At 59.4% G+C, this 21,869-nt stretch carries 22 protein-coding genes and 1 tRNA gene; 17 read left to right on the top strand and 6 right to left on the bottom strand.

Going from position 1 to position 21,869, the window contains the following annotated elements; translation table 11 throughout:
* Nucleotides 1-2: 2 nt before the first annotated feature.
* Complete coding sequence (locus NF685_RS12565; protein WP_252849883.1) at nucleotides 3-2,057, top strand: S9 family peptidase; 2,055 nt, start codon at nucleotides 3-5, stop codon at nucleotides 2,055-2,057.
* A 42-nt stretch (nucleotides 2,058-2,099) separates the two neighbouring features.
* The gene (locus tag NF685_RS12560; protein ID WP_252849882.1) at nucleotides 2,100-3,140 is read left to right on the top strand and encodes a L,D-transpeptidase; all 1,041 of its coding nucleotides are present in this window, start codon (nucleotides 2,100-2,102) and stop codon (nucleotides 3,138-3,140) included.
* On the opposite strand, the gene NF685_RS12555 is transcribed toward NF685_RS12560, so the two are convergent.
* Nucleotides 3,137-4,072 carry a LysR family transcriptional regulator gene (locus tag NF685_RS12555; RefSeq protein ID WP_252849881.1) on the bottom strand — a complete coding sequence of 312 codons (936 nt, stop codon included), beginning with the start codon at nucleotides 4,070-4,072 and terminating at the stop codon, nucleotides 3,137-3,139. The two genes, NF685_RS12560 and NF685_RS12555, sit on opposite strands and share 4 nt — an antisense overlap.
* A gap of 123 nt (nucleotides 4,073-4,195) precedes the next feature.
* Between NF685_RS12555 and NF685_RS12550 the strand changes: the two genes are divergently transcribed.
* Both NF685_RS12550 and NF685_RS12545 read left to right on the top strand, forming a co-directional pair.
* Nucleotides 4,196-5,236 carry an aromatic ring-hydroxylating oxygenase subunit alpha gene (locus tag NF685_RS12550; protein WP_252849880.1) on the top strand — a complete coding sequence of 347 codons (1,041 nt, stop codon included), beginning with the start codon at nucleotides 4,196-4,198 and terminating at the stop codon, nucleotides 5,234-5,236.
* Between the two features lie 177 nt (nucleotides 5,237-5,413).
* Entirely contained in the window at nucleotides 5,414-6,814 is a 1,401-nt protein-coding gene (locus NF685_RS12545) for an aspartate ammonia-lyase (protein ID WP_252849879.1), read from the top strand.
* A gap of 129 nt (nucleotides 6,815-6,943) precedes the next feature.
* Here NF685_RS12545 and NF685_RS12540 read toward each other — a convergent pair whose 3' ends face one another.
* Complete coding sequence (locus tag NF685_RS12540) at nucleotides 6,944-7,726, bottom strand: MgtC/SapB family protein (protein WP_252849878.1); 783 nt, start codon at nucleotides 7,724-7,726, stop codon at nucleotides 6,944-6,946.
* Nucleotides 7,727-7,880: 154 nt separating this feature from the next.
* On the opposite strand from NF685_RS12540, the gene NF685_RS12535 reads away from it, so the two are divergent.
* Nucleotides 7,881-9,380: a replicative DNA helicase gene (locus NF685_RS12535; protein WP_252849877.1), complete on the top strand. Its 1,500-nt coding sequence runs from the start codon at nucleotides 7,881-7,883 to the stop codon at nucleotides 9,378-9,380.
* A gap of 42 nt (nucleotides 9,381-9,422) precedes the next feature.
* On the opposite strand, the gene NF685_RS12530 is transcribed toward NF685_RS12535, so the two are convergent.
* Nucleotides 9,423-9,893 carry a hypothetical protein gene (locus NF685_RS12530; RefSeq protein WP_252849876.1) on the bottom strand — a complete coding sequence of 157 codons (471 nt, stop codon included), beginning with the start codon at nucleotides 9,891-9,893 and terminating at the stop codon, nucleotides 9,423-9,425.
* Nucleotides 9,894-9,966: 73 nt separating this feature from the next.
* Nucleotides 9,967-10,836: an aldo/keto reductase gene (locus NF685_RS12525; RefSeq protein WP_222546174.1), complete on the bottom strand. Its 870-nt coding sequence runs from the start codon at nucleotides 10,834-10,836 to the stop codon at nucleotides 9,967-9,969.
* A gap of 242 nt (nucleotides 10,837-11,078) precedes the next feature.
* Here NF685_RS12525 and hisG point away from each other — a divergent pair, with 242 nt between their 5' ends.
* The 7 genes from hisG to NF685_RS12490 all read left to right on the top strand — a co-directional run bounded on the left by hisG (nucleotide 11,079) and on the right by NF685_RS12490 (nucleotide 15,513).
* Nucleotides 11,079-11,786, top strand: a complete 708-nt coding sequence (hisG, locus tag NF685_RS12520) for an ATP phosphoribosyltransferase (RefSeq protein ID WP_222546175.1) — start codon at nucleotides 11,079-11,081, stop codon at nucleotides 11,784-11,786.
* Entirely contained in the window at nucleotides 11,783-13,087 is a 1,305-nt protein-coding gene (hisD, locus tag NF685_RS12515) for a histidinol dehydrogenase (RefSeq protein ID WP_252849875.1), read from the top strand. The genes hisG and hisD overlap by 4 nt, the downstream gene beginning before the upstream one ends.
* A 187-nt stretch (nucleotides 13,088-13,274) precedes the next feature.
* A complete protein-coding gene (infA, locus tag NF685_RS12510) occupies nucleotides 13,275-13,493 on the top strand; it encodes a translation initiation factor IF-1 (RefSeq protein WP_023979930.1) in 219 nt (72 codons plus the stop codon).
* Nucleotides 13,494-13,503: 10 nt separating this feature from the next.
* Nucleotides 13,504-14,112, top strand: coding sequence for a Maf family protein (locus tag NF685_RS12505; protein ID WP_222546177.1), 609 nt, complete (start codon nucleotides 13,504-13,506; stop codon nucleotides 14,110-14,112).
* Entirely contained in the window at nucleotides 14,109-15,227 is a 1,119-nt protein-coding gene (locus NF685_RS12500) for a ribonuclease E/G (protein ID WP_252849874.1), read from the top strand. Before NF685_RS12505 ends, NF685_RS12500 begins: the two co-directional genes overlap by 4 nt.
* A complete protein-coding gene (locus tag NF685_RS12495) occupies nucleotides 15,224-15,409 on the top strand; it encodes a DNA gyrase inhibitor YacG (protein WP_222546179.1) in 186 nt (61 codons plus the stop codon). The genes NF685_RS12500 and NF685_RS12495 overlap by 4 nt, the downstream gene beginning before the upstream one ends.
* A 28-nt stretch (nucleotides 15,410-15,437) precedes the next feature.
* Nucleotides 15,438-15,513: transfer RNA gene (locus NF685_RS12490), tRNA-Phe, on the top strand.
* Between the two features lie 186 nt (nucleotides 15,514-15,699).
* Here NF685_RS12490 and NF685_RS12485 read toward each other — a convergent pair.
* Nucleotides 15,700-16,242: a YkgB family protein gene (locus NF685_RS12485; RefSeq protein WP_252849873.1), complete on the bottom strand. Its 543-nt coding sequence runs from the start codon at nucleotides 16,240-16,242 to the stop codon at nucleotides 15,700-15,702.
* A 453-nt stretch (nucleotides 16,243-16,695) separates the two neighbouring features.
* Between NF685_RS12485 and NF685_RS12480 the strand changes: the two genes are divergently transcribed.
* Genes NF685_RS12480 through NF685_RS12470 form a run of 3 tightly spaced genes read left to right on the top strand, consistent with a single transcriptional unit; the run spans nucleotide 16,696 to nucleotide 19,414 of the window.
* Nucleotides 16,696-17,070, top strand: coding sequence for an HAD family hydrolase (locus NF685_RS12480; RefSeq protein WP_222546181.1), 375 nt, complete (start codon nucleotides 16,696-16,698; stop codon nucleotides 17,068-17,070).
* Nucleotides 17,067-18,689: a capsular biosynthesis protein gene (locus NF685_RS12475; protein WP_252849872.1), complete on the top strand. Its 1,623-nt coding sequence runs from the start codon at nucleotides 17,067-17,069 to the stop codon at nucleotides 18,687-18,689. Before NF685_RS12480 ends, NF685_RS12475 begins: the two co-directional genes overlap by 4 nt.
* Nucleotides 18,689-19,414, top strand: a complete 726-nt coding sequence (locus tag NF685_RS12470) for a glycosyltransferase family 2 protein (protein ID WP_252849871.1) — start codon at nucleotides 18,689-18,691, stop codon at nucleotides 19,412-19,414. The genes NF685_RS12475 and NF685_RS12470 overlap by 1 nt, the downstream gene beginning before the upstream one ends.
* A gap of 43 nt (nucleotides 19,415-19,457) precedes the next feature.
* Here the strand turns inward: NF685_RS12470 and NF685_RS12465 are convergent, their stop codons facing one another.
* The gene (locus NF685_RS12465) at nucleotides 19,458-20,189 is read right to left on the bottom strand and encodes an SDR family NAD(P)-dependent oxidoreductase (RefSeq protein WP_222546184.1); all 732 of its coding nucleotides are present in this window, start codon (nucleotides 20,187-20,189) and stop codon (nucleotides 19,458-19,460) included.
* Nucleotides 20,190-20,587: 398 nt separating this feature from the next.
* On the opposite strand from NF685_RS12465, the gene NF685_RS12460 reads away from it, so the two are divergent.
* On the top strand, nucleotides 20,588-21,526 hold the full coding sequence (locus NF685_RS12460; protein WP_252849870.1) for an AraC family transcriptional regulator: 939 nt from the start codon (nucleotides 20,588-20,590) through the stop codon (nucleotides 21,524-21,526).
* Nucleotides 21,527-21,582: 56 nt separating this feature from the next.
* Nucleotides 21,583-21,867, top strand: a complete 285-nt coding sequence (locus tag NF685_RS12455; protein ID WP_252849869.1) for a hypothetical protein — start codon at nucleotides 21,583-21,585, stop codon at nucleotides 21,865-21,867.
* Nucleotides 21,868-21,869: the final 2 nt, after the last annotated feature.

Here is a 21,869-nt window from a genome sequence, read left to right as displayed (position 1 = left end):
TCATGTCTCCTGCTTCCCTGAAATGGTCCTGCCTGCTCGGCACCTCGCTGCTTTCTCTGGGTCTCTCACAAGGCCTTGCTTCGAGCAGTGCCCAAGCCGCACCGCTTCATCTTTACAGCGCGCCAGCGCTTTCGCCTGACGGGCACCGTCTGGCAACGCTCGACAGCATCGAGGCTACCGGCGCGGAAGAAGCACCGCCGGCCCGTCTCGTGCTGCGAACCCTGCCGGACCAGCGGGACGAGGCGCGTCGTGAGACGGCCACGCAGGAAACGGGCAATCGCGACATCACTGTGACGTTGCCCTGCGAGGACTGTGCGCCATCCAGCCCCAGCTGGAGCCCGGACGGCACCCGTCTGGCCTTTATCGTCCGTCACAAGAACACCCAGAACCGCGAGGTGCTGAGCGTTACGGCCGATGGAAAAACAGTGACCAGCCTGCTGAAATTCACCGGCTCGCTTCAGAACCTGCGTTATGGCCCAGACAGCCAACTGGCCGTGCTCGCCATCGCCAATGCCCGTCGCGATCCCGGCGCCCTTCAGGCCGGTGCGCCGGAAACAGGTGAAATCGATGCGCAGGAAGACGAGCAGCGTATCGCCACCATCGAGAAAGACGGATTGCACTGGCAATCGCCCGATACCCTGTATGTCTATGAATATGACTGGCAGAAGAGCGGTGACGGGCCAGCTTTCGTCGGCACTGCGGCCCCAGGCAATGGCGATGCCCATTGGTGGTCGGCGCATCTGTCGCGCTTTGCCAAAGGGCATGAACAGGTTCTCTACACCCATCCGCTCTCGCAGCAGATCGGCCTGCCTCTCGTTTCGCCCGACGGCAGAACGGTCAGCTTCGTTGCCGGGTTGATGAGCGATTTCGGCTTTTTCGGTGGCGATGCATTCCAGCTCGACCTGACCCGGGCGGGAGCAAGACCGGTCAATCTGACGCGCAATGCCAAAAGCACCGTGACAGGACTGAGCTGGTGTCAGGGGCGTCTGATTGCCTCGACCATTGCCAGCCCGAAAACGATCATGCAGGCATTGGACACCAAGAGCCCGCTCATCGTCAGCTCAGACGATCTTCTGTCGGATGGCAGCGGCGAACCGCGTCTGGTCTGCGCAGGCGACAAAAGCGTCGTGATCCGACAGAGCTTCACGAAACCACCCGAGATCTGGGCAGGCCCATTCGGGTCATGGCAACAGCTTACCCATCTGAACGACGGCGAGACCGTACCTTTCACAGCGTCCAGCATCAGCTGGACGAGTGACGGGTTTCAGGTTCAGGGCTGGCATCTCACCCCAAAAACACGCCCTGCCGCCATGACACGCAATGGCAAGGTGCCGATGATCACCATGATCCATGGCGGTCCCTCCTCTGCCGTTACCCCGCGCTTCCTGCGCGCATCGGGTGATGCAGCCGTGCTGCTGAATGCAGGCTATGACCTGTTCATGCCCAATCCGCGCGGCAGTTACGGTCAGGGCGAAGCCTTCACCCTGGCGAACCGGCGCGATTTCGGGCACGGCGATCTGCGCGACATCCATCGCGGTATCGATGCACTCGAAAAGACTGCCCCCATCGACGAGAGCCGTCTTGGCGTTACCGGCTATTCCTATGGCGGCTACATGACCATGTGGATCGTGACCCAGACGAACCGCTTCAGAGCGGCAGCGGCGGGTGGTGGCATCGCCAACTGGCAGTCCTATTATGGCCAGAACGGGATCGATGCCTGGATGCCGCCTTTCTTCGGCGCCACCGTCTATGACGACCCCGCCATCTATGCCCATTCCTCGCCCATGACATTCATCAAACAGGTCAGAACCCCGACCTTTATTTATGTCGGGGCCAATGATGTGGAATGTCCGCCCGCACAAAGTCTTGAATTCTATCATGCCTTGCGCGCACTCGGGATTCCGACGAGCCTTGTGATCTATCCCGGTGAAGGACATGGCATGCGCGGTCACGATCATGCAGTCGATGCCCAGAAGCGTATGCTGGCTTGGTTCGGCCGCTATCTGAACGCGGCGCCCCCCACTGCCATGTCATCCGGGAGCGGAAAGACAAACTGAAGGCGCTCACAGGCGTTAAGACCATGGAGCTTTGGAGTTGAGATGCAGACGAGACACAGGACCGTATCGACCGGCCTTCTGACCCCTCTCAGGCTGATCCTGCCCGGCCTGTTTCTGGGCTGCGCCCTCTCCGCCTGCGCCCAGGCCCAGACGAACGCCAACCAAACGAACGTCAATCAGGCAACCAATCCGGATAACGCTCCCACCACAGCCGCGCAGCCTCCGCTTCCTTCCCAGGCGGGGGCTGTTTCTTCCGTGCCCGATCACGCAACGACACCGGCGATTGTCATCCCGCCTTTGCCCGTATTGTCGGAGCAGGATGCGAGGCGTGAAGCAAGCCGCCTGACATTACGGATGAAAAGCGCGGTCTCGCGTTTCACCACCTACACGCCCGAGCAGCGTCAACGCTTCATCCGTCTCGCGCGCGCCGCCATCGCCAGCACCAATACGCCGATCGACCGTCCGCAGCTTCTGATGGTGGTGGATCGCAACCCCAGGGTGCAGCGTCTGTGCTTCGTGCTGGCCATGCCGGGCAATGCAGAGTGGGAGACCCTGGGAGGCACACCGGTCTCGACCGGCAAGGCGGGGCGGAAATTCTATTACATCACCCCGACAGGCGTGTTCATCAATACGCCCGACCGCCTCGGCTACCGCGCACTCGGCACCAAGAATGAAAACGGCATACGCGGCATTGGGGCCAAGGGCATGCGTGTGTGGGATATGGGGTGGCATAACGCAGTCAAGGGATGGCTGCCCAGTCACGAGACAGGCGACATACGCCTTGAAATCCATGCCACCGACCCGGATTTTCTTGAACAGCGTCTCGGCCATCCAGCTTCAGAAGGCTGCATCCGCATTCCCGCCACCATGAATGTTTTCATGGACAAAAACGGTCTGCTGGATGCGCAATATGAGCAGGCTGCAAGCTATGACGGTCGTTTCCGTGCCCTCCTCCCCAAGGATCGCACACCCACACCGATCGCCGGCGATGCCCTTGTCGTTGTCGACTCAGCCGAGACGCCTCAGACAATCTCCTCGGCAAACCTTGGCCATCAGAATCTTCTGAACCACCACGAGGGTTAGGCCTCACCCGATACACGGCCGGAGCGGGAGAGAGCCAGCTCCGGCAGCCCCGCCTCCAGCGCCTGTGCAACCAGTCTTGCCGCAACGGGCAGGGAACGCGCCTGATCGACGCAAAACCCCAGTGTGAAGTTGTGGATCCGCCGGTGATCGAGGGGTACGAAAACCAGAGTGCCCTCCCTGACTTCCTCGACCACATCGATGGAGCTCAACAGACTGATCCCGACACCATGACGTATCAGGGCCTTGATCGTCTCGATATCGTCCGATTCACAAACAGGGTTCAGAACCAGCCCTGTTTCCTCTGCAAGCCATAGCAGTTTCTGCGCCACCGCCAGCGGGGGAGCGGGCGAGATGACCGGATAGGCATTGCACAGACTGAAGCGCGCGGCGCGCTGCACCGAAAGCGCATGACCGGGCGGCAGCACGAATCCCACCGGACAGTCGACAGAGGCTCTGATAGCCAGACGATGAGAGGCGACAGGGTCGAAAACCAGAGCCAGATCGCCCTCCCCCTCAAGGAGAGCCGGGGCTATTTCATGATTGGTCATGACCCGCACCCCAAGCGTGATCCCCGGATGGCGAACGCGCAGATCGGCAATCACGCGTGGAACGAGACCACGGGCCATGGCCTCTGGAATCAGCAGGGTCACATGACCACGTCGCAGACCCTTGAGATCGTCCATACGGGTGCGACAGTCATCGAATTCGCGCTCCCAGCGTCTTGCCTGCACAAGCAGCATCTCTCCTGCGGCCGTAAGCCTGAGCCCGGATGGCAGGCGTTCGAACAGGGTCGCTCCCAGACGCTCCTCACCCAGCAGGATCTGCCTGTCGATCGACGAGGCGGAAATACCCGTCGCCTCAGCCGCACGGCGTATCGATCCATGCTGCGCCACGGCAATGAAATAACGTGAAAAGCGCGAGAAAACCGGCATGACGGGCGCTCTCATTTTTAGAACAGATTGTGAGGAATTTGATCATATCCGCGAACGGTCCGGAATGACATGCTTGGCGCATTATCCCTCTCCCCCTCATCCCGACCCTTGGCGAGGCCGCTCATGTCAGAAACACTCGACCGCCCGGTCCAGCTACCGCGCCAGTGCAGTTTCGACGCTGCCGACTGGGCCATTCTCTCGCGCTTCTGGTATCCGGTCGCGCTATGTCGCGATGTGGGGACCGCCCCCGTTGCCGCGACCCTGCTTGACGAAACGCTCGTCGTGTATCGTGCAGGTGAGACCATCGTGGTGGCGCAGGATATCTGCCCCCATCGCGGCGTGCCGCTGAGTCTGGGCACTGGAGACGGCGAAACCATTGCCTGCGCCTATCATGGTTTTCGCTTCGGCGGGTCCGGGCGTTGTGTGCGCGTGCCCGCCCATCCGAGCGCCGCCATTCCGGGCAAGCTCCATCTGAAAACCTATCCCGTGCGCGAATGTTACGGGCTGGTCTGGACCTGCCTTGCCGGTGAAACCTCCCACGCCGTGCCGGACATGCCGCACTGGAACGATCCCGCCTATCAGCAGATCACCTGCCCCTGGATCGATATTGCCGGTTTTGCAGGCCGACAGGTCGAAGGGTTTCTCGATGTCGCCCATTTTGCCTTCGTCCATACAGACACCTTCGCCACCCCCGAAAACCCGGTTGTGCCCCCCTATATGCCACGACGCACAGCAACCGGTTTCGAGGTGGAATATCGTAGTTCTGTCGGCAATTACCCCATCGGCGTGGAAGGCCGCGCACCTGAGGGATTCGAATGGCTGCGCCATTTCCGAACCGCGCTGCCCTTTACCGCAACGCTGGAAATCCATTTCCCGGAAAACGGTCGTCTGGTGATCATGAATGCTGCCTCACCTGTTTCCGCCCGCAAGACACGCATGTTTGCGCCCATCTGCCGGAATTTCGACACCGATATCCCCGTCGAAGCCGTTTACGCATTCAACCGTCGTGTCTTCGAAGAGGATCGCCTTCTCGTGGAAGCCCAGAAACCAGAATGCCTGCCGCTCGATCCGACGCTGGAAGCGCATGTCATGGCCGATCGCAGCTCGATCGCTTATCGGAAAGGGCTGCGCGACCTCGGTCTGAGCCATTTCTTCACTGCCTGAGCCGTCTCGACCCCAGGATGCGGCTTCGTGCCCTTCGCCCCGCATGAGGCATGATATGATCGTGCGTTAATCGCATGGCTCATGTCAGCAATAGACATGACCGGTACGACCCGGCTGTCTTGCCATGCCTTGCGCGATCCTCTCCTCTTGTCGCAGCATCGAGGAGAGCGAACGATCATGCCAGCCACCAGAACGGAACACGACCTTCTCGGCACGCGCGAAGTGCCAGCAGAGGCGTATTACGGCATCCACACGCTGCGCGCCGTCGAGAATTTTCCTATCACCGGGCGTCAGATCAGCGCCTATCCCGAACTCATCAATGCGCTCGCCGCCATCAAGCAGGCCGCAGCCCAGAGCAACCACGACCTTGGCCTGCTCGATGCCTCGCGCACACGCGCCATTATCGCCGCCTGCGAGGATATCCGCGGCGGGATGCTGCATGACCAGTTCGTCGTCGACGTCATTCAGGGCGGTGCGGGCACCTCGACCAACATGAATGCCAACGAGGTCATCGCCAATCGCGCCCTCGATCATCTGGGGCGCGCCAAAGGCGATTACATGGCGCTTCACCCTATCGATCACGTCAACATGGGCCAGAGCACCAATGACGTATATCCCACCGCCCTGCGTATCGCTGCCATCCACGGTGTGAACCATCTGACCGATGCCATGACCGTGCTGCGCAAGGCCTTCATGGCCAAGGCGACGGAATTTCACGACATTCTCAAAATGGGGCGTACCCAGTTGCAGGATGCCGTACCCATGACACTGGGGCAGGAATTCCACACCTATGCCGTCATGCTCGACGAGGACCAGAAGCGCCTGAAAGAGGCTATTCTCCTCATCAGCGAGATCAATCTGGGCGGCACCGCCATCGGCACCGGCATTGCAGGCCACCCGGCCTTTGCCAGAACGGTCTGCGGCCACCTGAACATGATTACCGACCTGCATCTGCTGACTGCCTCGGATCTGATCGAAGCCACACAGGATTGCGGTGCTTTCGTTCAGGTTTCCGGCGTGCTCAAGCGTTTCGCCGTCAAGCTTTCCAAGATCTGCAACGATCTGCGCCTGCTTTCTTCCGGCCCACGCGCCGGGCTGAACGAAATCAATCTGCCACCCATGCAATCGGGCTCTTCGATCATGCCGGGCAAGATCAATCCCGTTATCCCCGAAGTGGTCAATCAGGTCGCTTTCGAGGTGATCGGCAACGATCTGACCGTGACCATGGCCGCCGAGGCCGGGCAGCTTCAGCTCAACGCCTTCGAACCCATCATCGCCCATAGCCTGTTCAAGAGCCTGACCCATCTGCACGCAGCCTGCCTGACGCTCGAATCACGCTGTATCCGCGGTATCACGGCCAACGTCGCCCATCTCGAAGCCATGGTCACCCATTCCATCGGGCTCATCACCGTGCTCAATCCCTATATCGGCTATGAAACCGCAACAGCCATCGCCCTCGAGGCCCATCGTACCGGGCGCGGCGTAATCGAAATCGTGCGTGAACGCCATCTCGTACCCGAAGAAACCCTGACCCGAATCCTTTCACCCGAAGGCCTGTGTCATCTGCACAGCGTCTAGGCGTCGCATCGTCACATCACGCGCGACCTGTTTCAGGGCTTCGCTTTTTGAAAACATGCATTTCAGGATGAAAGGGGCACGCCCCTTTCAGGGGGCGGGGGAAGGGCAGCGCAGAGGGGCCTTATTCTCCTAATCCGGAGCCTCATCCTGTTTCTCGCTCCACACAGACTGAACGCCGGGGATCTGCATCAGGGCGGTCACGACATCATCGGGGGCTTTGAGTCCATGCACATGAACGCTCATGATCAGCCGGTCGCTCTCGTCATGGCGTTCCTGAGACATATGGCCGAGCGTGAAACCGAGCTTTTTCAGTGTCTGACAGGCAGCCTCGACAAAATGGCTTTCCGCCGCACCGCGAATGCTGATCTTGAAGCCGTGGCGTGGCGCACGGGGAAAATGCAGCAGCCAACCCGGCGTGAGAAACATGATCACAAGATAACCGAGTGTGGTCAGAAGCGCGACGATGGTCATGCCTGCCCCACACGCCATGCCGATGGCGGCGGTAAGCCAGACGGATGCCGCGGTGGTCAGGCCACGCACGGTATCGCGACGCATGAAAATGACGCCACCCCCGATAAAGCCGAGACCTGACACGATCTGGGCGGCAACACGTGACGGATCGACGACCACCCGGTCCGGGATCAGCACATCGTCAAAACCGTATTTGGAGATCAGCATGAACAGGGCGGCTGACACGCCGACCAGCGTATAGGTGCGAAACCCCGCCGATTTCTGACGATATTCCCGCTCAAGACCGACAAGAGCGGAGAGGATGAAGGCCAGTCCGAGTTCCTGCACCTGCAACAGCCCCTCACCGGGAATATGGGCAAAAAGAGCCGGATGAACCAAAACATGCTCTCCCTGAGCGATACAGCCGGCATAACCGACCCCGATGAAGCCGCCCCCTGCCATGCCGACCCGACGAATGACGGGGCATCGGCAACAGGCGGCCTAGCAGACTGAAACCTGACAGACTGAAAATTGCCCCAATGCCGTTCGCTGGCAACACCCTGTCCTCTTAACTTGATCGAATCGTGGTCGGGCATGATAGAGGGTCGCTGTGACCATGATCGATACCCCAGCCAGACAAGCGGCCGACGACGGCCTGACCGCGCTGCTACGGCGCACCCCTCCTGCCAATCCGGAGGCAGAACGCGCCCTGCTTGGCGCGCTTCTGACCAACAACAAGGCCTATGAGCGCGTCTCGGATTTCCTCGAGGCTGCCCATTTTGCCGATCCGCTGCATGGAAGGATCTTCGAGGCCATCGCCCGACGTATCGATCGCGGCATGCTGGCCGATCCGATCACCATGCGTGCCGAATTCGAACATTCGGGCCTGCTGGATGAGGTAGGCGGACCGCAATATCTGGGCCAGCTGCTGATGGCGATGGTCGGTATCGTCAATGCGGGCGATTACGGGCGTGCCATTCATGACGCCTGGATACGGCGCCAGCTGATCGATATCGGCGAGACGGTGGTCAATAACGCCTACGGCGCGCGTGCCGATCTTGAGGGCGGCGACCAGATTGCCGCAGCGGAAGAAACGCTGTTCAAACTTGCGACCGACAAGGGGCAGGACGGCGGTTTCGTTACCTTCGAGCGTGCCCTGACCGGCGCGTTGCAGGTGGCCGAACAGGCTTTTCAACGTACAGGCGATGTCAGCGGTCTGACATCCGGCTTGCGCGATTTCGACAAGAAAACCGGTGGGCTGCATCCATCGGATCTGCTCATTCTGGCCGGACGACCGGCTATGGGCAAAACCGCACTGGCCACCAAGATCGCCTTCTCGGCTGCGCAGGCCCTCCTGCGTGAGGCTGAGGACAAGGGCATCAAGCCACGGGGCGCTGTCGCGATTTTCTCTCTCGAAATGTCGTCGGAACAGCTGGCCACGCGTATTCTGTCCGAGCAATCCGAAGTCTCGGGCGAAAAAATCCGTCGTGGCGATATCGGCCAGCGTGAATTCGACCGTTTCGTGCGTGTGTCGCGCGAATTGTCGGAGCTGCCGCTTCATATCGACGATACCCCGGCCATTTCTCTCTCGGCCATGCGCACGCGCTGCCGCCGTCTGGCTCGCACCAAGGGGCTGAGCCTTGTGGTGGTCGACTATCTTCAGCTCATGCGGCCTGCCATCGGCACAAAGCCCGAGAGTCGCGTGCTCGAAATCTCGATGATCACGCAGGGACTCAAGGCCATCGCCAAGGAGCTTTCGGTCCCTGTGATTGCCCTGTCGCAGCTCTCGCGTCAGGTGGAATCGCGCGAGGACAAGCGCCCGATGCTTTCGGATCTGCGTGAATCCGGCTCGATCGAGCAGGACGCCGACGCCGTGATGTTCGTCTATCGCGATGAATATTATCTGCAACAGCGCATGCCCAAAGACAGCGCCTATGAGAGCATGGATAAATATCAGGTCGCGATGGAGGAATGGCAGCGCAAGATGGCGCTGGTGCATAACAAGGCCGAGCTGATTCTCGAGAAACAGCGTCATGGACCGACGGGCACGATTCCACTCTATTTCGAGGGCGAATTCACGCGCTTCGGCGATCTGGATACGGTCCACGACGTATGAGGACGTCTGACACCGATAGGCGCCCCTCTTGGGCGCCAGGGTCTACCAGCGAAATCTCAATCCACCCGTTACGGCGGCAGAGCCGGGTGGTGCACCAAGGCGGGTGTCGCGATGCCCGCCAAAGAAGCTCGCTGTCAGGTCCAGCCCGGGGATAGCCTGCACAGGCAGGGCAAACACAGTTGTTACGCCATGTTCCATAGCGATAGGAGAGGTTGTTTTCTGCTCAACCGAAACGGGGCCGAGATGACGCAGAACCGATTGCAGCGTATCGGGCGCGAAGACTTTGGGGGGTGCCTCAGCCTTCAGGCTGAGATCGAAGCCTCTTCCCTGAGCGATCAGGGGATGGACCGCAGACGGAGCAGAACCCAGGGACTTGTGCGCCAGAACAGGGGGCATGAAATAGCCGGGCTGTGCTGCCCGCGCGCATGGCGCGAGCAGGACCGGCAACAGTACCGGCAGGGCATTGAGGCCCCGCCATCTCATGCGGATGACGTCATGCATGGACCGAGACATGACATATCCGGCCGATCATGCAGCGTCACATTTTACGACGCTGCATTACAGGTGGTTACAGCTGCGCTGAGAATCAGAAATCGGCCGTTGCCGGATCGGGGCCGGTGCGCCCATCTGCCCGGTCCAGCGTTGCGATGCGCGCCATATCCTCATCGTCGAGCCTGAAATCGAACACATCGAAATTCTCGTCGATGCGCTTGTGATGCGCCGATTTGGGAATAACGACATTACCGAGTTCGAGATGCCAGCGGATCGTGACCTGACCCGGCGTCTTGCCGTGCTTCTTTGCAATGCTGGTGATGATCTCTCCATCGAGCCCCGTTCCGCGGCCCAGCGGGCTCCAGGCTTCCGTACGGATATCGAGGGCATCGTTGAACGCACGCAGCTCTTTCTGCTGAAAGGCCGGATGCAGCTCGATCTGGTTGAGAACAGGTTTGACCCCCGTTTCCTCGATCAGACGCGTCAGATGTTCGGGCTCGAAATTGCAGACACCGATGGACCGGACGCGCCCTTGTTTCCTGAGCTCGATCAGGGCCTTCCAGCTTTCCACATACAGGTTCTTTTTCGGCATGGGCCAATGGATCAGATAGAGATCGACCACATCCCGACGCAGCTTTCTTGCACTTTCGTCAAAAGCGCGCAGGGCTGAATCATAGCCCATATCGCTGGCCCAGAGCTTGGTCGAAACATAGAGATCGGGGAAATCCTGCAAGGCGTCGCCCACGCCGCTTTCATTGCCGTAGAATGCTGCCGTATCGACCATGCGATAGCCTGTTCGGGCCGCGTAGCGCACGATCTCGGCGGTTTCATCGGCAGGCGTCTTGTAAACGCCAAGACCGAGTTGGGGGATACGCGTGCCGTCATTGAGATCGAGATGCAGCTGCTCTTCATCGACGAGCGCTGTGGCCGAGCCCAGTTCGGAAATCAAATCGCTGCGAGACATATGGATACTCCTGTCAGTCGCATGAAAAGGTTCTGTCCAGTCTAGCGGATTGAAGCGCCAAGGGTTGCAGGCCGGATGGCAAGCCCATGGCGTTACAGGGTCATCACTGTGTGAGCCGAACGCATCGATATGCCGGAGCCGGTTGCGATGCTTTACTGCCTGGCGAACGTGTCGCGAGGTCGCAAAAACGTTGCTTTCGCCCGGTTCTTGAGCGCGTGAGAATGTGTTAGGCAGAGCCTGTGATGAATGCCGTATCCGAACCCGCCTCCGAATCCCGCTCCGCTGAAACGGATGCGCCCCTTATTCTGGCGCTTCCGAAAGGACGCATTCTCAAGGCGCTTGGCCCCGTGCTCGAACGTACAGGCCTGTTTCAGGATGGCAGCGCCATTGGTGAAGGCACACGCAGCCTGCGCTTTCCGACCCTCGACCCCAAGGTCGATGTCGTGCGCGTACGCTCTTTCGACGTAGCAACCTTCGTGGCTCATGGCGGCGCGCAGATCGGCGTATGCGGTGCCGACGTGCTGATGGAATTCGATTATCCCGATATCTATGCCCCGCTCGATCTCGGCATAGGCGGGTGCCGCATCTCGATTGCCCGACCTGTCGGCTCTGCGGGAGAAGACAACGCGGCTGCCAGCTCCCATCTGCGTGTGGCGACCAAATATCCCACCATCACACGTCGCCATTTTGCGGCGAAAGGCGTCAATGCCGAGATCGTGCATCTGCACGGCGCCATGGAGCTTGCGCCCACGCTCGACATGGCCAGCGTGATTGTCGATCTGGTCGATACCGGCTCGACGCTCAAGGCCAATGGCCTGCGCGAGACCGATGTCATTGCCCATGTCACGAGCCGCCTTATCGTCAACCGCGTTGCCCTGAAGACCCGGCCCGATGCCATTCGCGCCCTGATCGAACGCTTTCGCGACGCCCTTCAGGAGAAAACGGCATGAAATGGCTGCAAAGCACCGATACGGATTTCGAATCCCGTCTTGGAACGCTGCTTTCCGACCGTAGCGCGGTAGAAACCAGTGTCAGCACGCCGGTGCGCGAGATCATAGCCGCCATACGCGCCCGGGGCGATGACGCCCTGTGCGACTACACGGCACGTTTCGACCGGTTGACCCTGCCTGCCGAACGTCTGCGCATTTCAGCCGATGAAATCGCCCGTGAAGCCGACAAGGTCGATGCTGAACTGATGGACGCGCTCAGTCTCGCCGCCACACGGATCGAATCTTTCCACCGGGCGCAAATGCCCTCGAACCTGTCTTATCGCGACGATGCCGGCCTGACGCTCGGTATGCGCTGGACGCCACTCGATGCGGTCGGCCTGTATGTGCCGGGGGGCAAGGCGGCCTATCCGTCTTCGGTCCTGATGAATGCCCTGCCCGCCCGCGTTGCGGGTGTGGAGCGCATTGCCATGTGCGTGCCTTGCCCCGATGGCGTACTGAACCCGCTCGTTCTGGCCGCTGCGCGCGTATGCGGTGTGAGCGAAATCTATCGCGTGGGCGGCGCACAGGCCGTGGCAGCCCTGGCCTACGGTACAGACACGATAAACCCTGTCGATCGTATCGTCGGGCCGGGCAATGCCTATGTGGCCGAAGCCAAACGTCAGGTATTCGGCCATGTCGGAATCGATTCGATCGCGGGACCTTCCGAGGTCGTGATCGTGGCCGACAACCGGAACAACCCGCGTTTCGTCGCGCTCGATCTGCTGGCCCAGGCCGAGCATGACGAGCTGGCGCAGGCCGTGCTCATCACCGACGATGCCGCTTTTGCCCAAAGCGTGGTCGAGGCGGTGGAAACCGAACTCAAGACCCTGCCGCGTGCCGCCATTGCGGGCAAATCCTGGGCGGATCACGGCGCAGTGGTGATCGTGCGCGACTGGGACGAGGCCGCAGCCATCGCCAATCGCTTTGCTTCGGAACATCTGGAAGTCATGCTTGACGATCCCGAGCAGTTCGCAACCCGGATCCGTCATGCAGGCGCCATGTTCCTCGGTCGCAACTGCCCCGAGGCTGTGGGCGATTACGTTGGTGGCCCCAACCACGTTTTGCCGACCAGCCGCACGGCACGCTTTGCTTCCGGCCTGTCCGTCTTCGACTTTCTCAAACGCACGACCTCGATCTCAGCCGATGCGAACGGGCTGCGCGCCGTCGGTCCCGCCGGTGTTCGTCTTGCCAGAGCGGAAGGGCTCGATGCCCATGCCCTGAGCCTGTCGGCACGACTCGACGCACTGGGCAAAGAGGCGTAATCACGCCACAACCACCGGAACGGACAGGACTCCGACAGCACCGCCGGATAGAGGTAAAACGCCTCTTTTCGATGGCAAAATCACCAAGAAACTTGACGTAACGGCGTCGAGCCAGCACATACGCGGCAGAATTTAATCCTGCCGGGGATATTCCGGCCTGTTCCAGACCACAGTTTCAAGGACTCAGATGTCAAAAGAAGACATGATCGAATTCAGCGGCACGGTAACCGAGCTGCTGCCCAATGCCATGTTCCGCGTCACGCTCGACAACGAACACACGATCCTGGCCCATACCAGCGGCAAGATGCGCAAGAACCGTATCCGCGTTCTCGCCGGTGACCGCGTAAATGTCGAAATGACGCCTTACGACCTGTCCAAGGGCCGCATTACCTTCCGCTTCAAGTAAGAGCGTTTTCGTGACCGACGGCACAAGGCCTGAATTCGTTCTGGCCTCTTCATCGCCGCGACGTGTGGATCTTCTGCGCCAGATCGGGCTGATCCCGGATCGCATCGACGCTGCCGATCTGGATGAATCGCCGCGCCAGAACGAAACACCGCGCCTTTGTGTTGCCCGTCTGGCCCGCATGAAGGCCGAGACCGTAGCGGGACGCTGTGACGCGCCTGCCCTCATTCTCGCCGCCGATACCCTTGTTGCAGTCGGGCGACGCATTCTGCCCAAGGCAGAAGACCGTGCCACGGCAGAACGCTGCCTGAGGCTGCTTTCGGGCCGTCGCCATACCGTACTGACGGCTGTCTGCGTCACCCCCAGCGCAAGCTGGATACAGGGGCGTCATGTCGAACGACTTGTTGAGACCGACGTCACCTTCTCCCGTCTGAGCGACGCCCAGATTACGGCGCTGCTCGATCAGGGAGACTGGCAGGGCAAGGCAGGCGGCTATGCGCTTCAGGGCGCCGCGGCCTCTGTCATACGTTATGTGGGCGGTAGCCCCTCCGCCGTGATCGGTCTGCCGCTTTTCGAAACGGCCCAGATGCTGCGGGGCCAGCCCTGCCGTTTCATCATATGATCGAATGCCGCATCGCCTGGTCACCGGGCGAGGCACGCATCGCCATATGCGACGAGAACGGGTTGGTCGATTTCGCGCTCTGGCGCCCCGGCATGCCCGATGGCTACGGCGATATTCATGCCGTACGCGTGCAAAAATCCGCTCCGGCTCTGGGTGGTGCCTTCGTTCTGCTCGAAAACGGCTCTACCGGCTTTCTGACCGGCACACATGCCGAGGGCGCACTGGTAACGGCACGCGTCACGCGAAGTGCCCAGAACGGCAAGGGGCTTCGCCTCAAGCCCGATACTGCTGGGCGCGCCGGATACGTCAGCACCAGCACCGACAGCACGACACGCGATCGCCCGGTTCTGCTCGCTCATGGCCCCTCACCGCTCGAGGAACTGGCGGCGCGCTATCCCGAGGCACGGCTTTGCTGCGATGCTCCGGCTCTGATGGCGCTTGTCCCCCCAGCGCTCAGACCGCGTATCGACCGCGTCAGCCGCGCCTTCGACGATGTGCTCGAAGCGGAATGCGACGATCTGCTCTCCCCCCATGCCGAACTGGCTCATGGCGTGCGGGCCAGTTTCACCCCCACACCCGCCCTGACCGCGATCGATCTGGACGATCCGAACCCGGACCAGCGTCGGCAGATGGATGGGTTCAACGCCAACAGACACGCTTTTTCAGCTCTGGCACGCCAGATACGAATGCGCAATCTGAGCGGAGCCATTCTGGTCGATCCTGCCGGTGTTCCCCTGCGCAAGCGCCCTGCCCTTGGCAAGTTTCTGGCCGAGGCGCTGCAAGGCGACCCCATGCAGCCGAAGATGCTGGGCGCAACGGCTCTGGGGCTGCTTGAAATCGTTCGTACCAGAGGGCGTCCCCCCCTGCATGAAGCGCTTGCCAGTCCAGGCGGTCGCGGCCTTCTGGCCCTGCGCGAGATCCTGCGCGATCGCAATGACAGGCAACCCGGACGACAGCGCGGTGGCGCACCAGTGCTCAGGGCCTCGCTAGCCGTGACGCGCGCACTTGAAGCCGATCGCGACGCCCTCGCCCAGTTCTCGCTCGAATGGGGCGCAACCCTGAGCGTGACCATGATGCCGGATTATCCGGATTCCTACTGGAGCTTCGATCCATGAGTCTGTGTCCGATCTGCAAGAGCCCGACAAACCACGCCTATCGCCCGTTCTGCAGCAGACGATGTGCCGATGTCGATCTGGGTCGCTGGTTCAACGAGAGCTACAGCGTCCCGGCCCTTCCAGAGGAAGGAGACGAAAAAATCGCCTTTCCCCCGCTTGATCACCGGGACGGCTTGGAGTAAACCCCCTTTCACACCGTCAGGTGACGGTGCCCAAGTAGCTCAGTTGGTAGAGCATGCGACTGAAAATCGCAGTGTCACTGGTTCGATCCCGGTCTTGGGCACCATTTTCCCCCAAAAATCCATAATGACACGATGGAATGCTCTTCGAGCGAGTTCCGGTTGTCGCGCATAACCTGTCCGGTTCCATGCGCCATCTGAGTGACAACGGATTGGGGCATCGACGCCCCCATACTGCAATCCCGCCTGTCTGCTAGGCATACCAAGCTTGCAATACAGATTTCCCCGCAGGATCAGCGCAGGCCCATCGGTAGAAAACGCTTCGGCACAGATGCGATAAAAAGCGTCAGGCAGATGCACAGTAATGCGACATCCTTGAACAGAAATTCCCCTGCCAGAGTCCAGGCAATCGGATCTGTGGACAAACTCCATCTGACCACACCCGGCGTGGTGAAGAAAAAAGACCAGGTCACGGCAAATGTTCCAGTGGCCAGCAAGGCACTGATCATGGAAACGACTGGAACGAACGCCCCGAGAACAAGAAGCAGTGCAATGGTAAGTTCGGTACAGCCAAGAAAATACGCCTCACCGCGAACTCCAAATATCTGCAACCAGGAAACGAACGGACTATTTGAAATATAGACGGCGATACCCTGAGCTGATTGCGGCGTGAATTTCTGAATGCCGAATGCAACGAAAATCAGCACCATAACCCACCTCAACAGGGCCAGCGGCAATCTTGCTCCGTCACCGCGCTCGGCAATCCGGCATTCAGATACCAGCCCCGCCACACCTTTTCCGTCACGGGCTTCGGTCCTCCGCTCGGCAGGCTTCATCGTCTTTCCTTGCTGTTCATGAGTGCTTTCGCTCGGCACGGGTTTTTCTGCGCGTCAGGCGTTCGGACCGGAATCTGTACGCCATAAATGATGATCCTACACGATTGTCGCCCCTGCCCCAGCCTGCGCAGTCAAAACTCCGCCGGCAAGATAGAGGAAAAGCCAGGAATCACGCCTGGATGTCCGCTGGCCACGACATCTCCAGCGAGCAGCGCGTCACGCAGAGCGCCCGGGCACAGCGATAAACCCGTAATGATTGCGATACGGCGTTTTCAAATCCCTATCGCGCGAACAAACCAGTATTTTGAGATGCAATACTTATAAACACGGATTACGGACTTCGTTATAAATCTTTCATGAAAACAAAGTTTTTCATCTCGTCGAGTTGTCTGGTATTTTCGTGTTTTAACGAATAGATCGTCTGCCAGAAAACGATGGAGCTCGACCCAGGCTATGAAGCGTCTTGTAATTGATCTCGATGACACGCTCACTGTAAACAACCCCGATCTTTCGTACAGTGAGAAAGAACCGAACCTCCCGCTCATAGCCAAGCTGCGCGAATACAAGGCCATGGGCTTCGAGATCCTGATTCAGACTGCTCGAAACATGCGCACCTATCAGGGCTCTGTCGGCAAGATCAACGCAAATACCCTGCCTGTGATCATCGACTGGCTGAACAAGCACGACGTTCCTTATGACGAGATCTATGTCGGCAAGCCGTGGTGCGGCACCGAAGGGTTTTATGTCGACGATCGCGCTATTCGCCCCAGTGAATTTGTCTCGCTTTCGCTTTCCGAGATCAATGCCCTGATCGAGACAGGCAAATGAACCCCTCTTCCTCCATCGCCCTGATCATGTCCGGGGCTTATGTCACGCAGGAGCTGGTTGCCGAATTCGGCCAGCTGCCCCCGTCTTTCCTCCCTCTCGGTGTTGGTCGGCTTTATGACATTCAGGCTGACAGCCTGAGAGCGCAGGATATGGATATCAGCCAGATCTATCTGGCTGTTCCCGAGAGCTTCGAAGTTCCAGCCTATGATCTGCACCGGCTGGAGCAGAAAGGCGTTTCCCTGCTCGAACTGCCGGATGGCATTTCGCTGGGCGAAGCTGTCGTCTATGCCATCAATGTCCTGAATGCCTATTCGGTTGGCATTCATGTCCTGCATGGCGACACCGTTCTTGGAGAAATTCCGACGGGGCTCAATGTCGTTGCAAGCCATAAGGAAGGCGATGACTACTCATGGGCGGTCATCAATCATGAAGACGACGCGATCAGCAGCCTCGAGACGATCGAAGCCACGAGCGAAGAAGATCTCGAACGCCCCATCGCCTGCGGTTATTTCTCGTTTTCGAACGGGGTCGAGCTCGTTCGGGCCATCACCCAGGCGCGGGGCAATTTCATCGCCGGCCTCAATCTCTATCTGAAGCGTCGCCCGCTCACACTCAAGCATGTCGATGGATGGTACGATTTCGGCCATATCCAGACCTATTTTCGCTCGCGCCGTCTGGTAACGACAGCGCGCGCCTTCAATTCGCTTCAGATCACGCAGAGCACGGTGCGCAAGCTCTCGGAAGATCGCTTCAAGATGAAGGGCGAAGCGAACTGGTTCGAGTCCATCCCTGCTGCCGTACAGCCTTATGCTGCGCGTCTGCTCGACAAGGGTGAAAACGAGACACAGGCCTTTTACACGACCGAATATCAATACGCGCCCAACCTGTCCGAACTCTATGTTTTCTCGTCCATCGGCCGTGTGACCTGGAAGAAAATTCTCACAAGCTGTTCGGAGTTCCTCGAGCTCTGCGCCACGACGCAAAGTGATGCCCCGCGTGAGGCCTGTTCGCGTCAGCTCATGGGTGGCAAAACGGTCGAGCGTCTGGAACGCTATGCGCGTGAAACGGGCTTCGATATCGCACGCGATCTCAGTTTCAAGGGACGTGCAATGCCTTCCCTTCTGACGATTGCCGAGGAAATCGAAGGGCTGATCACGCACGATCCGGCAGCCAGAGCCACGCTGATGCACGGCGATTTCTGCTTCAGCAACATCCTCTATAATTCGCGCAACAGCCGTATCTCGGTCATCGATCCACGCGGCTATGTTTTTGCCGACAAGCTCGAAATCTGGGGAGATTTCCGGTACGACATCGCGAAATACTCCCATTCGGTAGATGGGCTGTACGACTTCATTCTGGCCGGGCGCTACACGCTCAAACAGGATACGGCCTATGATTTCGACCTGGATTTCGACGCGTCACCCCAGCGCGAATGGCTCCAGAAATCCTTTGCCGAGATGAGCATTTCCGGCCTTTCCACCTCAAGCCGCGAAATCAGGGCTATTACCACCTCCCTGTTCGTTTCGATGCTGCCACTTCATTCCGACCGACCGGACCGGCAAAAGGCCTTTATTGCCAATGCCTTGCGTCTCTATGCCTCGCTCGAAGGACTTGCGTGATGATCGTCATTCCCATGGCTGGCCTGTCCAGCCGCTTTACAAAAGCCGGTTATCCCGTACCGAAATACATGCTGCCCCTGCACGGCAAGAGTGTATTCGCGCATTCGATCGAAAGCTTCTCAGCCTATTTCGATAGCGTGCCTTTCGTCTTCATCGCGCGCACCGTTGCCGATACGGAAGCTTTCATCCGCAAGGAAATCGCAGCGCTGGGCATTCGCGATGCCCGTATCGTCATTCTCGATCACGAAACGGCCGGTCAGGCCGAGACGGTGGAATACGGCATCAAGCAGGCGGGCATGGCACCGAACAGTCCGCTGACCATTTTCAATATCGATACGTTCCGCCCCGGTTTCCGTTTCCCCGAAGGGGATTGGTTTGGCAAATCGGACGGATATCTGGAAGTGTTCCGTGGATCGGGCGCGAACTGGTCCTATGTCGGCGCCGCAGAAAACACCGATGAACCGCTTGCCGCCCGCACGACGGAAAAACAGCCGATTTCGGATTTGTGCTGTGATGGACTTTATCACTTCGCGCGATGCAGCGATTTTCTCGAAGCACTGGAACAGGAGCGGCTTACCCCCTCATCTCCCGAGCTTTACGTGGCCCCCCTTTACAATCATCTGATCAGGGACGGCCTGAAAATCCATTACGAAGTGATCCCTCCCGAGGCGATCACCTTCTGCGGCGTACCTGCCGAATACGAGGCACTTCTGGCACAGAACTGAAGCCGAACGCCCCTTCGGTCACGCACCGAAGGGGCAGAGCCTGTCAGGCAAGAAGGCCGCCATCGACGGCGAGTGCTGCACCTGTAATGTAGCTTGAACGCTCATTGACCAGGAACGAGACGATATTGGTGATATCGGCAATCTCGCCATAGGCGCCGGTTGCAACGTGGCTGGCCAGAACTGCTGCGGCCTCGGTATTCGAGGGATTCAGCGCTGTATTGACCGGTCCGGGCTCGACCACATTGATCGTAATTCCCCGGTTGCCCAGATCGCGTGCCACGCCTTTGGCAAAGCCACGCAGGGCCGCCTTGGTGCCGGAATAAAGCGACAGTCCCGGCAGGGGCGCGCGCCCGCCAAAAGACGATCCCATCAGTACGATACGACCGCCAGACTTCATGTGTTTGATGGCGCACATGGTCTCGATCATCGGGCCACGAACATTGAGATTGAGACCGGCCTCTATGGTCTCGACCGTGATGTCGTCGATCGTTCCCTTCGGATACATGCCTGCGTTACAGACAAGCACATCGAGACGACCGAAAACGCGAACCGTTTCCGCTACGATCTTTTCATTGCCCTCGACAGTGCTTCCATCGGCCTGAACGGCCAGAGCACGGCGGCCGAGCGTCTCGACTTGCCTGATCGTATCCTGAGCCGAGGCGACATCGTGAGGATAGGAGAAGGCAATATCGAAGCCTTCGCTTGCCAGCTGGCAGGCAATACCCGCACCGATTCCACGACTGGCACCCGTTACAAGCGCAACTTTACTGGTCATTCCGGTTTCTCCTGATTTCCGTAAACATAAGCAGGGCATTCAGCCCGAGATATTTGATGACGTCCGAGATCACGATGAATTCGACCATCCGATCAGGATACCCGAACCGGAGGCGCTGCCGTTTTCCCCCGGCGTATCGGCGTTTTCTGCACTGTGCGCTCGCACGAAACACGGCTTGTGAAGCACGTCGAAACATGCTCCTGCCGAGACAGGGAGAAGCAGAAAAACGCTCCATATTCGCAACGCAACAGGACGGATAAGCGGGTCATTCGGGTTCCTCCATCGATGGATCAACCACCCGTTTCGGATGCCCTCTTTATGCAGCGGCAGATGAGGAGAGCGTTATCGCCCCCGTCCTGAAAACTTGCCTTTTTTTCTCTCATGGCCATATTTCGCACATGACCCAGACGGAAACCCCAGACCAGCTTGCTGAAGTTCAGGCGCTCGTACGTCGTCATTGCACTGCCATGAGCACCCCGACATCGCTCGATTTCCTGACGCTTTACCGGTGCAACAACACGACAGATCCGCTGCTGGTGGTGTACGAACCGCGCATTTACCTGATCATCCAGGGGGCCAAGACGATCAGGATCCACAAGCGCAGCTTCCATTACGACCAGAACCATTATCTGGTCGCCACGGTCGATCTGCCGCTATCTGGCCGGATCACCCAGGCCACGCCCGATTCTCCCTATCTCGCAGCCTGTATTGCTTTCACGCCCGAAGAAGTCGCCGCGATCATTGCCGAAACAAGCCCCGATCCCGGGCTGGACATGCCGGAACATGCCAGTCTGGGCCTCAGCCCGGTAACGCCTGACCTGCTCGATGTCCTGCGTCGCATGCTTCTGGTGCTCGATCACCCGAGTGACAGGGCGTTTCTGGCGCCCATGCTCAAACGTGAACTGATCTATCATGTGCTCAAGGGCGATCAGCGCCATGTGCTTTACGAGATCGCCAATACCAGAAGCGACGCGTCGCGCATCAATCGTGCGCTGTCTCTCATGAGGGCGGATTTCATGCAGGATATTTCTCCTGCCGCGCTCTGCGCTCTGGCCGGAATGGGAAAATCCACATTCTATCGCAAGTTCCAGCAGGTCACCGGCCTCTCACCCATGCAGTATCGAAAGCATCTGCGCCTGCAGGAAGCACGACGCCTCATGCTGGATGAAAACAGACTTGCCGCCGATGCGGGCTTTGCCGTGGGTTACGAAAGCCCTTCGCAGTTCACACGCGAATACCGGGCTCTTTTCGGGCTTCCGCCTCATCGGGATATCAGCCGTATCCGTGCCATCGGCGTTGCGCGTTATCGCGAACTGAATGAAGCGGTCTGGGCGTAGGCCGCTACCCTACCAGTCGACCAGTCTCCGAATGTCGTGCAATGCGCAGCTTGGCGATGGAGCTCTTTGCGCGCATTCTTCGCGCCCCGAAACCCGGTCCGGCAATCATCACGCCGCAGACCACGATCCGAGGTAATGCAATGCGTCTGTTCCTGTTACCCGGCCTTCTGCTCGCGCTTTCCGCCTGCACGACGCACAGGCCCCCGGTGGATACCAGCCGCGAAGCCCTGCTGCGCCCGGTCGCGAGTGACGGTAATGCGAATGCCCCCGCATCGCCCGCCGGTCGCAAAACGCACGGCCATCTCTATATGGGGTCCGGTTTCGGGGGCACCCATCCCTGATG

This window comes from Asaia lannensis NBRC 102526 (genome assembly GCF_024054035.1).
GTDB lineage: Bacteria > Pseudomonadota > Alphaproteobacteria > Acetobacterales > Acetobacteraceae > Asaia > Asaia lannensis.
The sequence above is the reverse complement of the archived record's forward strand: the minus strand, read 5'-3'. Positions and strand labels throughout refer to the sequence as shown.

What these genes read in the sequence shown, in the direction of transcription:
- NF685_RS12560 (WP_252849882.1), top strand. Translation starts at nt 2,100, where the DNA reads ATGCAGACGAGACACAGGACCGTATCGACCGGCCTTCTGACCCCTCTC.
- NF685_RS12495 (WP_222546179.1), top strand. Translation starts at nt 15,224, where the DNA reads ATGAGTCTGTGTCCGATCTGCAAGAGCCCGACAAACCACGCCTATCGC.
- hisD (WP_252849875.1), top strand. Translation starts at nt 11,783, where the DNA reads ATGAAATGGCTGCAAAGCACCGATACGGATTTCGAATCCCGTCTTGGA.
- infA (WP_023979930.1), top strand. Translation starts at nt 13,275, where the DNA reads ATGTCAAAAGAAGACATGATCGAATTCAGCGGCACGGTAACCGAGCTG.
- NF685_RS12485 (WP_252849873.1), bottom strand. Translation starts at nt 16,242, where the DNA reads ATGAAGCCTGCCGAGCGGAGGACCGAAGCCCGTGACGGAAAAGGTGTG.
- NF685_RS12535 (WP_252849877.1), top strand. Translation starts at nt 7,881, where the DNA reads ATGATCGATACCCCAGCCAGACAAGCGGCCGACGACGGCCTGACCGCG.
- NF685_RS12545 (WP_252849879.1), top strand. Translation starts at nt 5,414, where the DNA reads ATGCCAGCCACCAGAACGGAACACGACCTTCTCGGCACGCGCGAAGTG.
- NF685_RS12480 (WP_222546181.1), top strand. Translation starts at nt 16,696, where the DNA reads ATGAAGCGTCTTGTAATTGATCTCGATGACACGCTCACTGTAAACAAC.
- NF685_RS12540 (WP_252849878.1), bottom strand. Translation starts at nt 7,726, where the DNA reads ATGGCAGGGGGCGGCTTCATCGGGGTCGGTTATGCCGGCTGTATCGCT.
- NF685_RS12475 (WP_252849872.1), top strand. Translation starts at nt 17,067, where the DNA reads ATGAACCCCTCTTCCTCCATCGCCCTGATCATGTCCGGGGCTTATGTC.
- NF685_RS12460 (WP_252849870.1), top strand. Translation starts at nt 20,588, where the DNA reads ATGACCCAGACGGAAACCCCAGACCAGCTTGCTGAAGTTCAGGCGCTC.
- hisG (WP_222546175.1), top strand. Translation starts at nt 11,079, where the DNA reads ATGAATGCCGTATCCGAACCCGCCTCCGAATCCCGCTCCGCTGAAACG.
- NF685_RS12525 (WP_222546174.1), bottom strand. Translation starts at nt 10,836, where the DNA reads ATGTCTCGCAGCGATTTGATTTCCGAACTGGGCTCGGCCACAGCGCTC.
- NF685_RS12555 (WP_252849881.1), bottom strand. Translation starts at nt 4,072, where the DNA reads ATGCCGGTTTTCTCGCGCTTTTCACGTTATTTCATTGCCGTGGCGCAG.
- NF685_RS12465 (WP_222546184.1), bottom strand. Translation starts at nt 20,189, where the DNA reads ATGACCAGTAAAGTTGCGCTTGTAACGGGTGCCAGTCGTGGAATCGGT.
- NF685_RS12550 (WP_252849880.1), top strand. Translation starts at nt 4,196, where the DNA reads ATGTCAGAAACACTCGACCGCCCGGTCCAGCTACCGCGCCAGTGCAGT.
- NF685_RS12455 (WP_252849869.1), top strand. Translation starts at nt 21,583, where the DNA reads ATGGAGCTCTTTGCGCGCATTCTTCGCGCCCCGAAACCCGGTCCGGCA.
- NF685_RS12500 (WP_252849874.1), top strand. Translation starts at nt 14,109, where the DNA reads ATGATCGAATGCCGCATCGCCTGGTCACCGGGCGAGGCACGCATCGCC.
- NF685_RS12530 (WP_252849876.1), bottom strand. Translation starts at nt 9,893, where the DNA reads ATGTCTCGGTCCATGCATGACGTCATCCGCATGAGATGGCGGGGCCTC.
- NF685_RS12470 (WP_252849871.1), top strand. Translation starts at nt 18,689, where the DNA reads ATGATCGTCATTCCCATGGCTGGCCTGTCCAGCCGCTTTACAAAAGCC.
- NF685_RS12565 (WP_252849883.1), top strand. Translation starts at nt 3, where the DNA reads ATGTCTCCTGCTTCCCTGAAATGGTCCTGCCTGCTCGGCACCTCGCTG.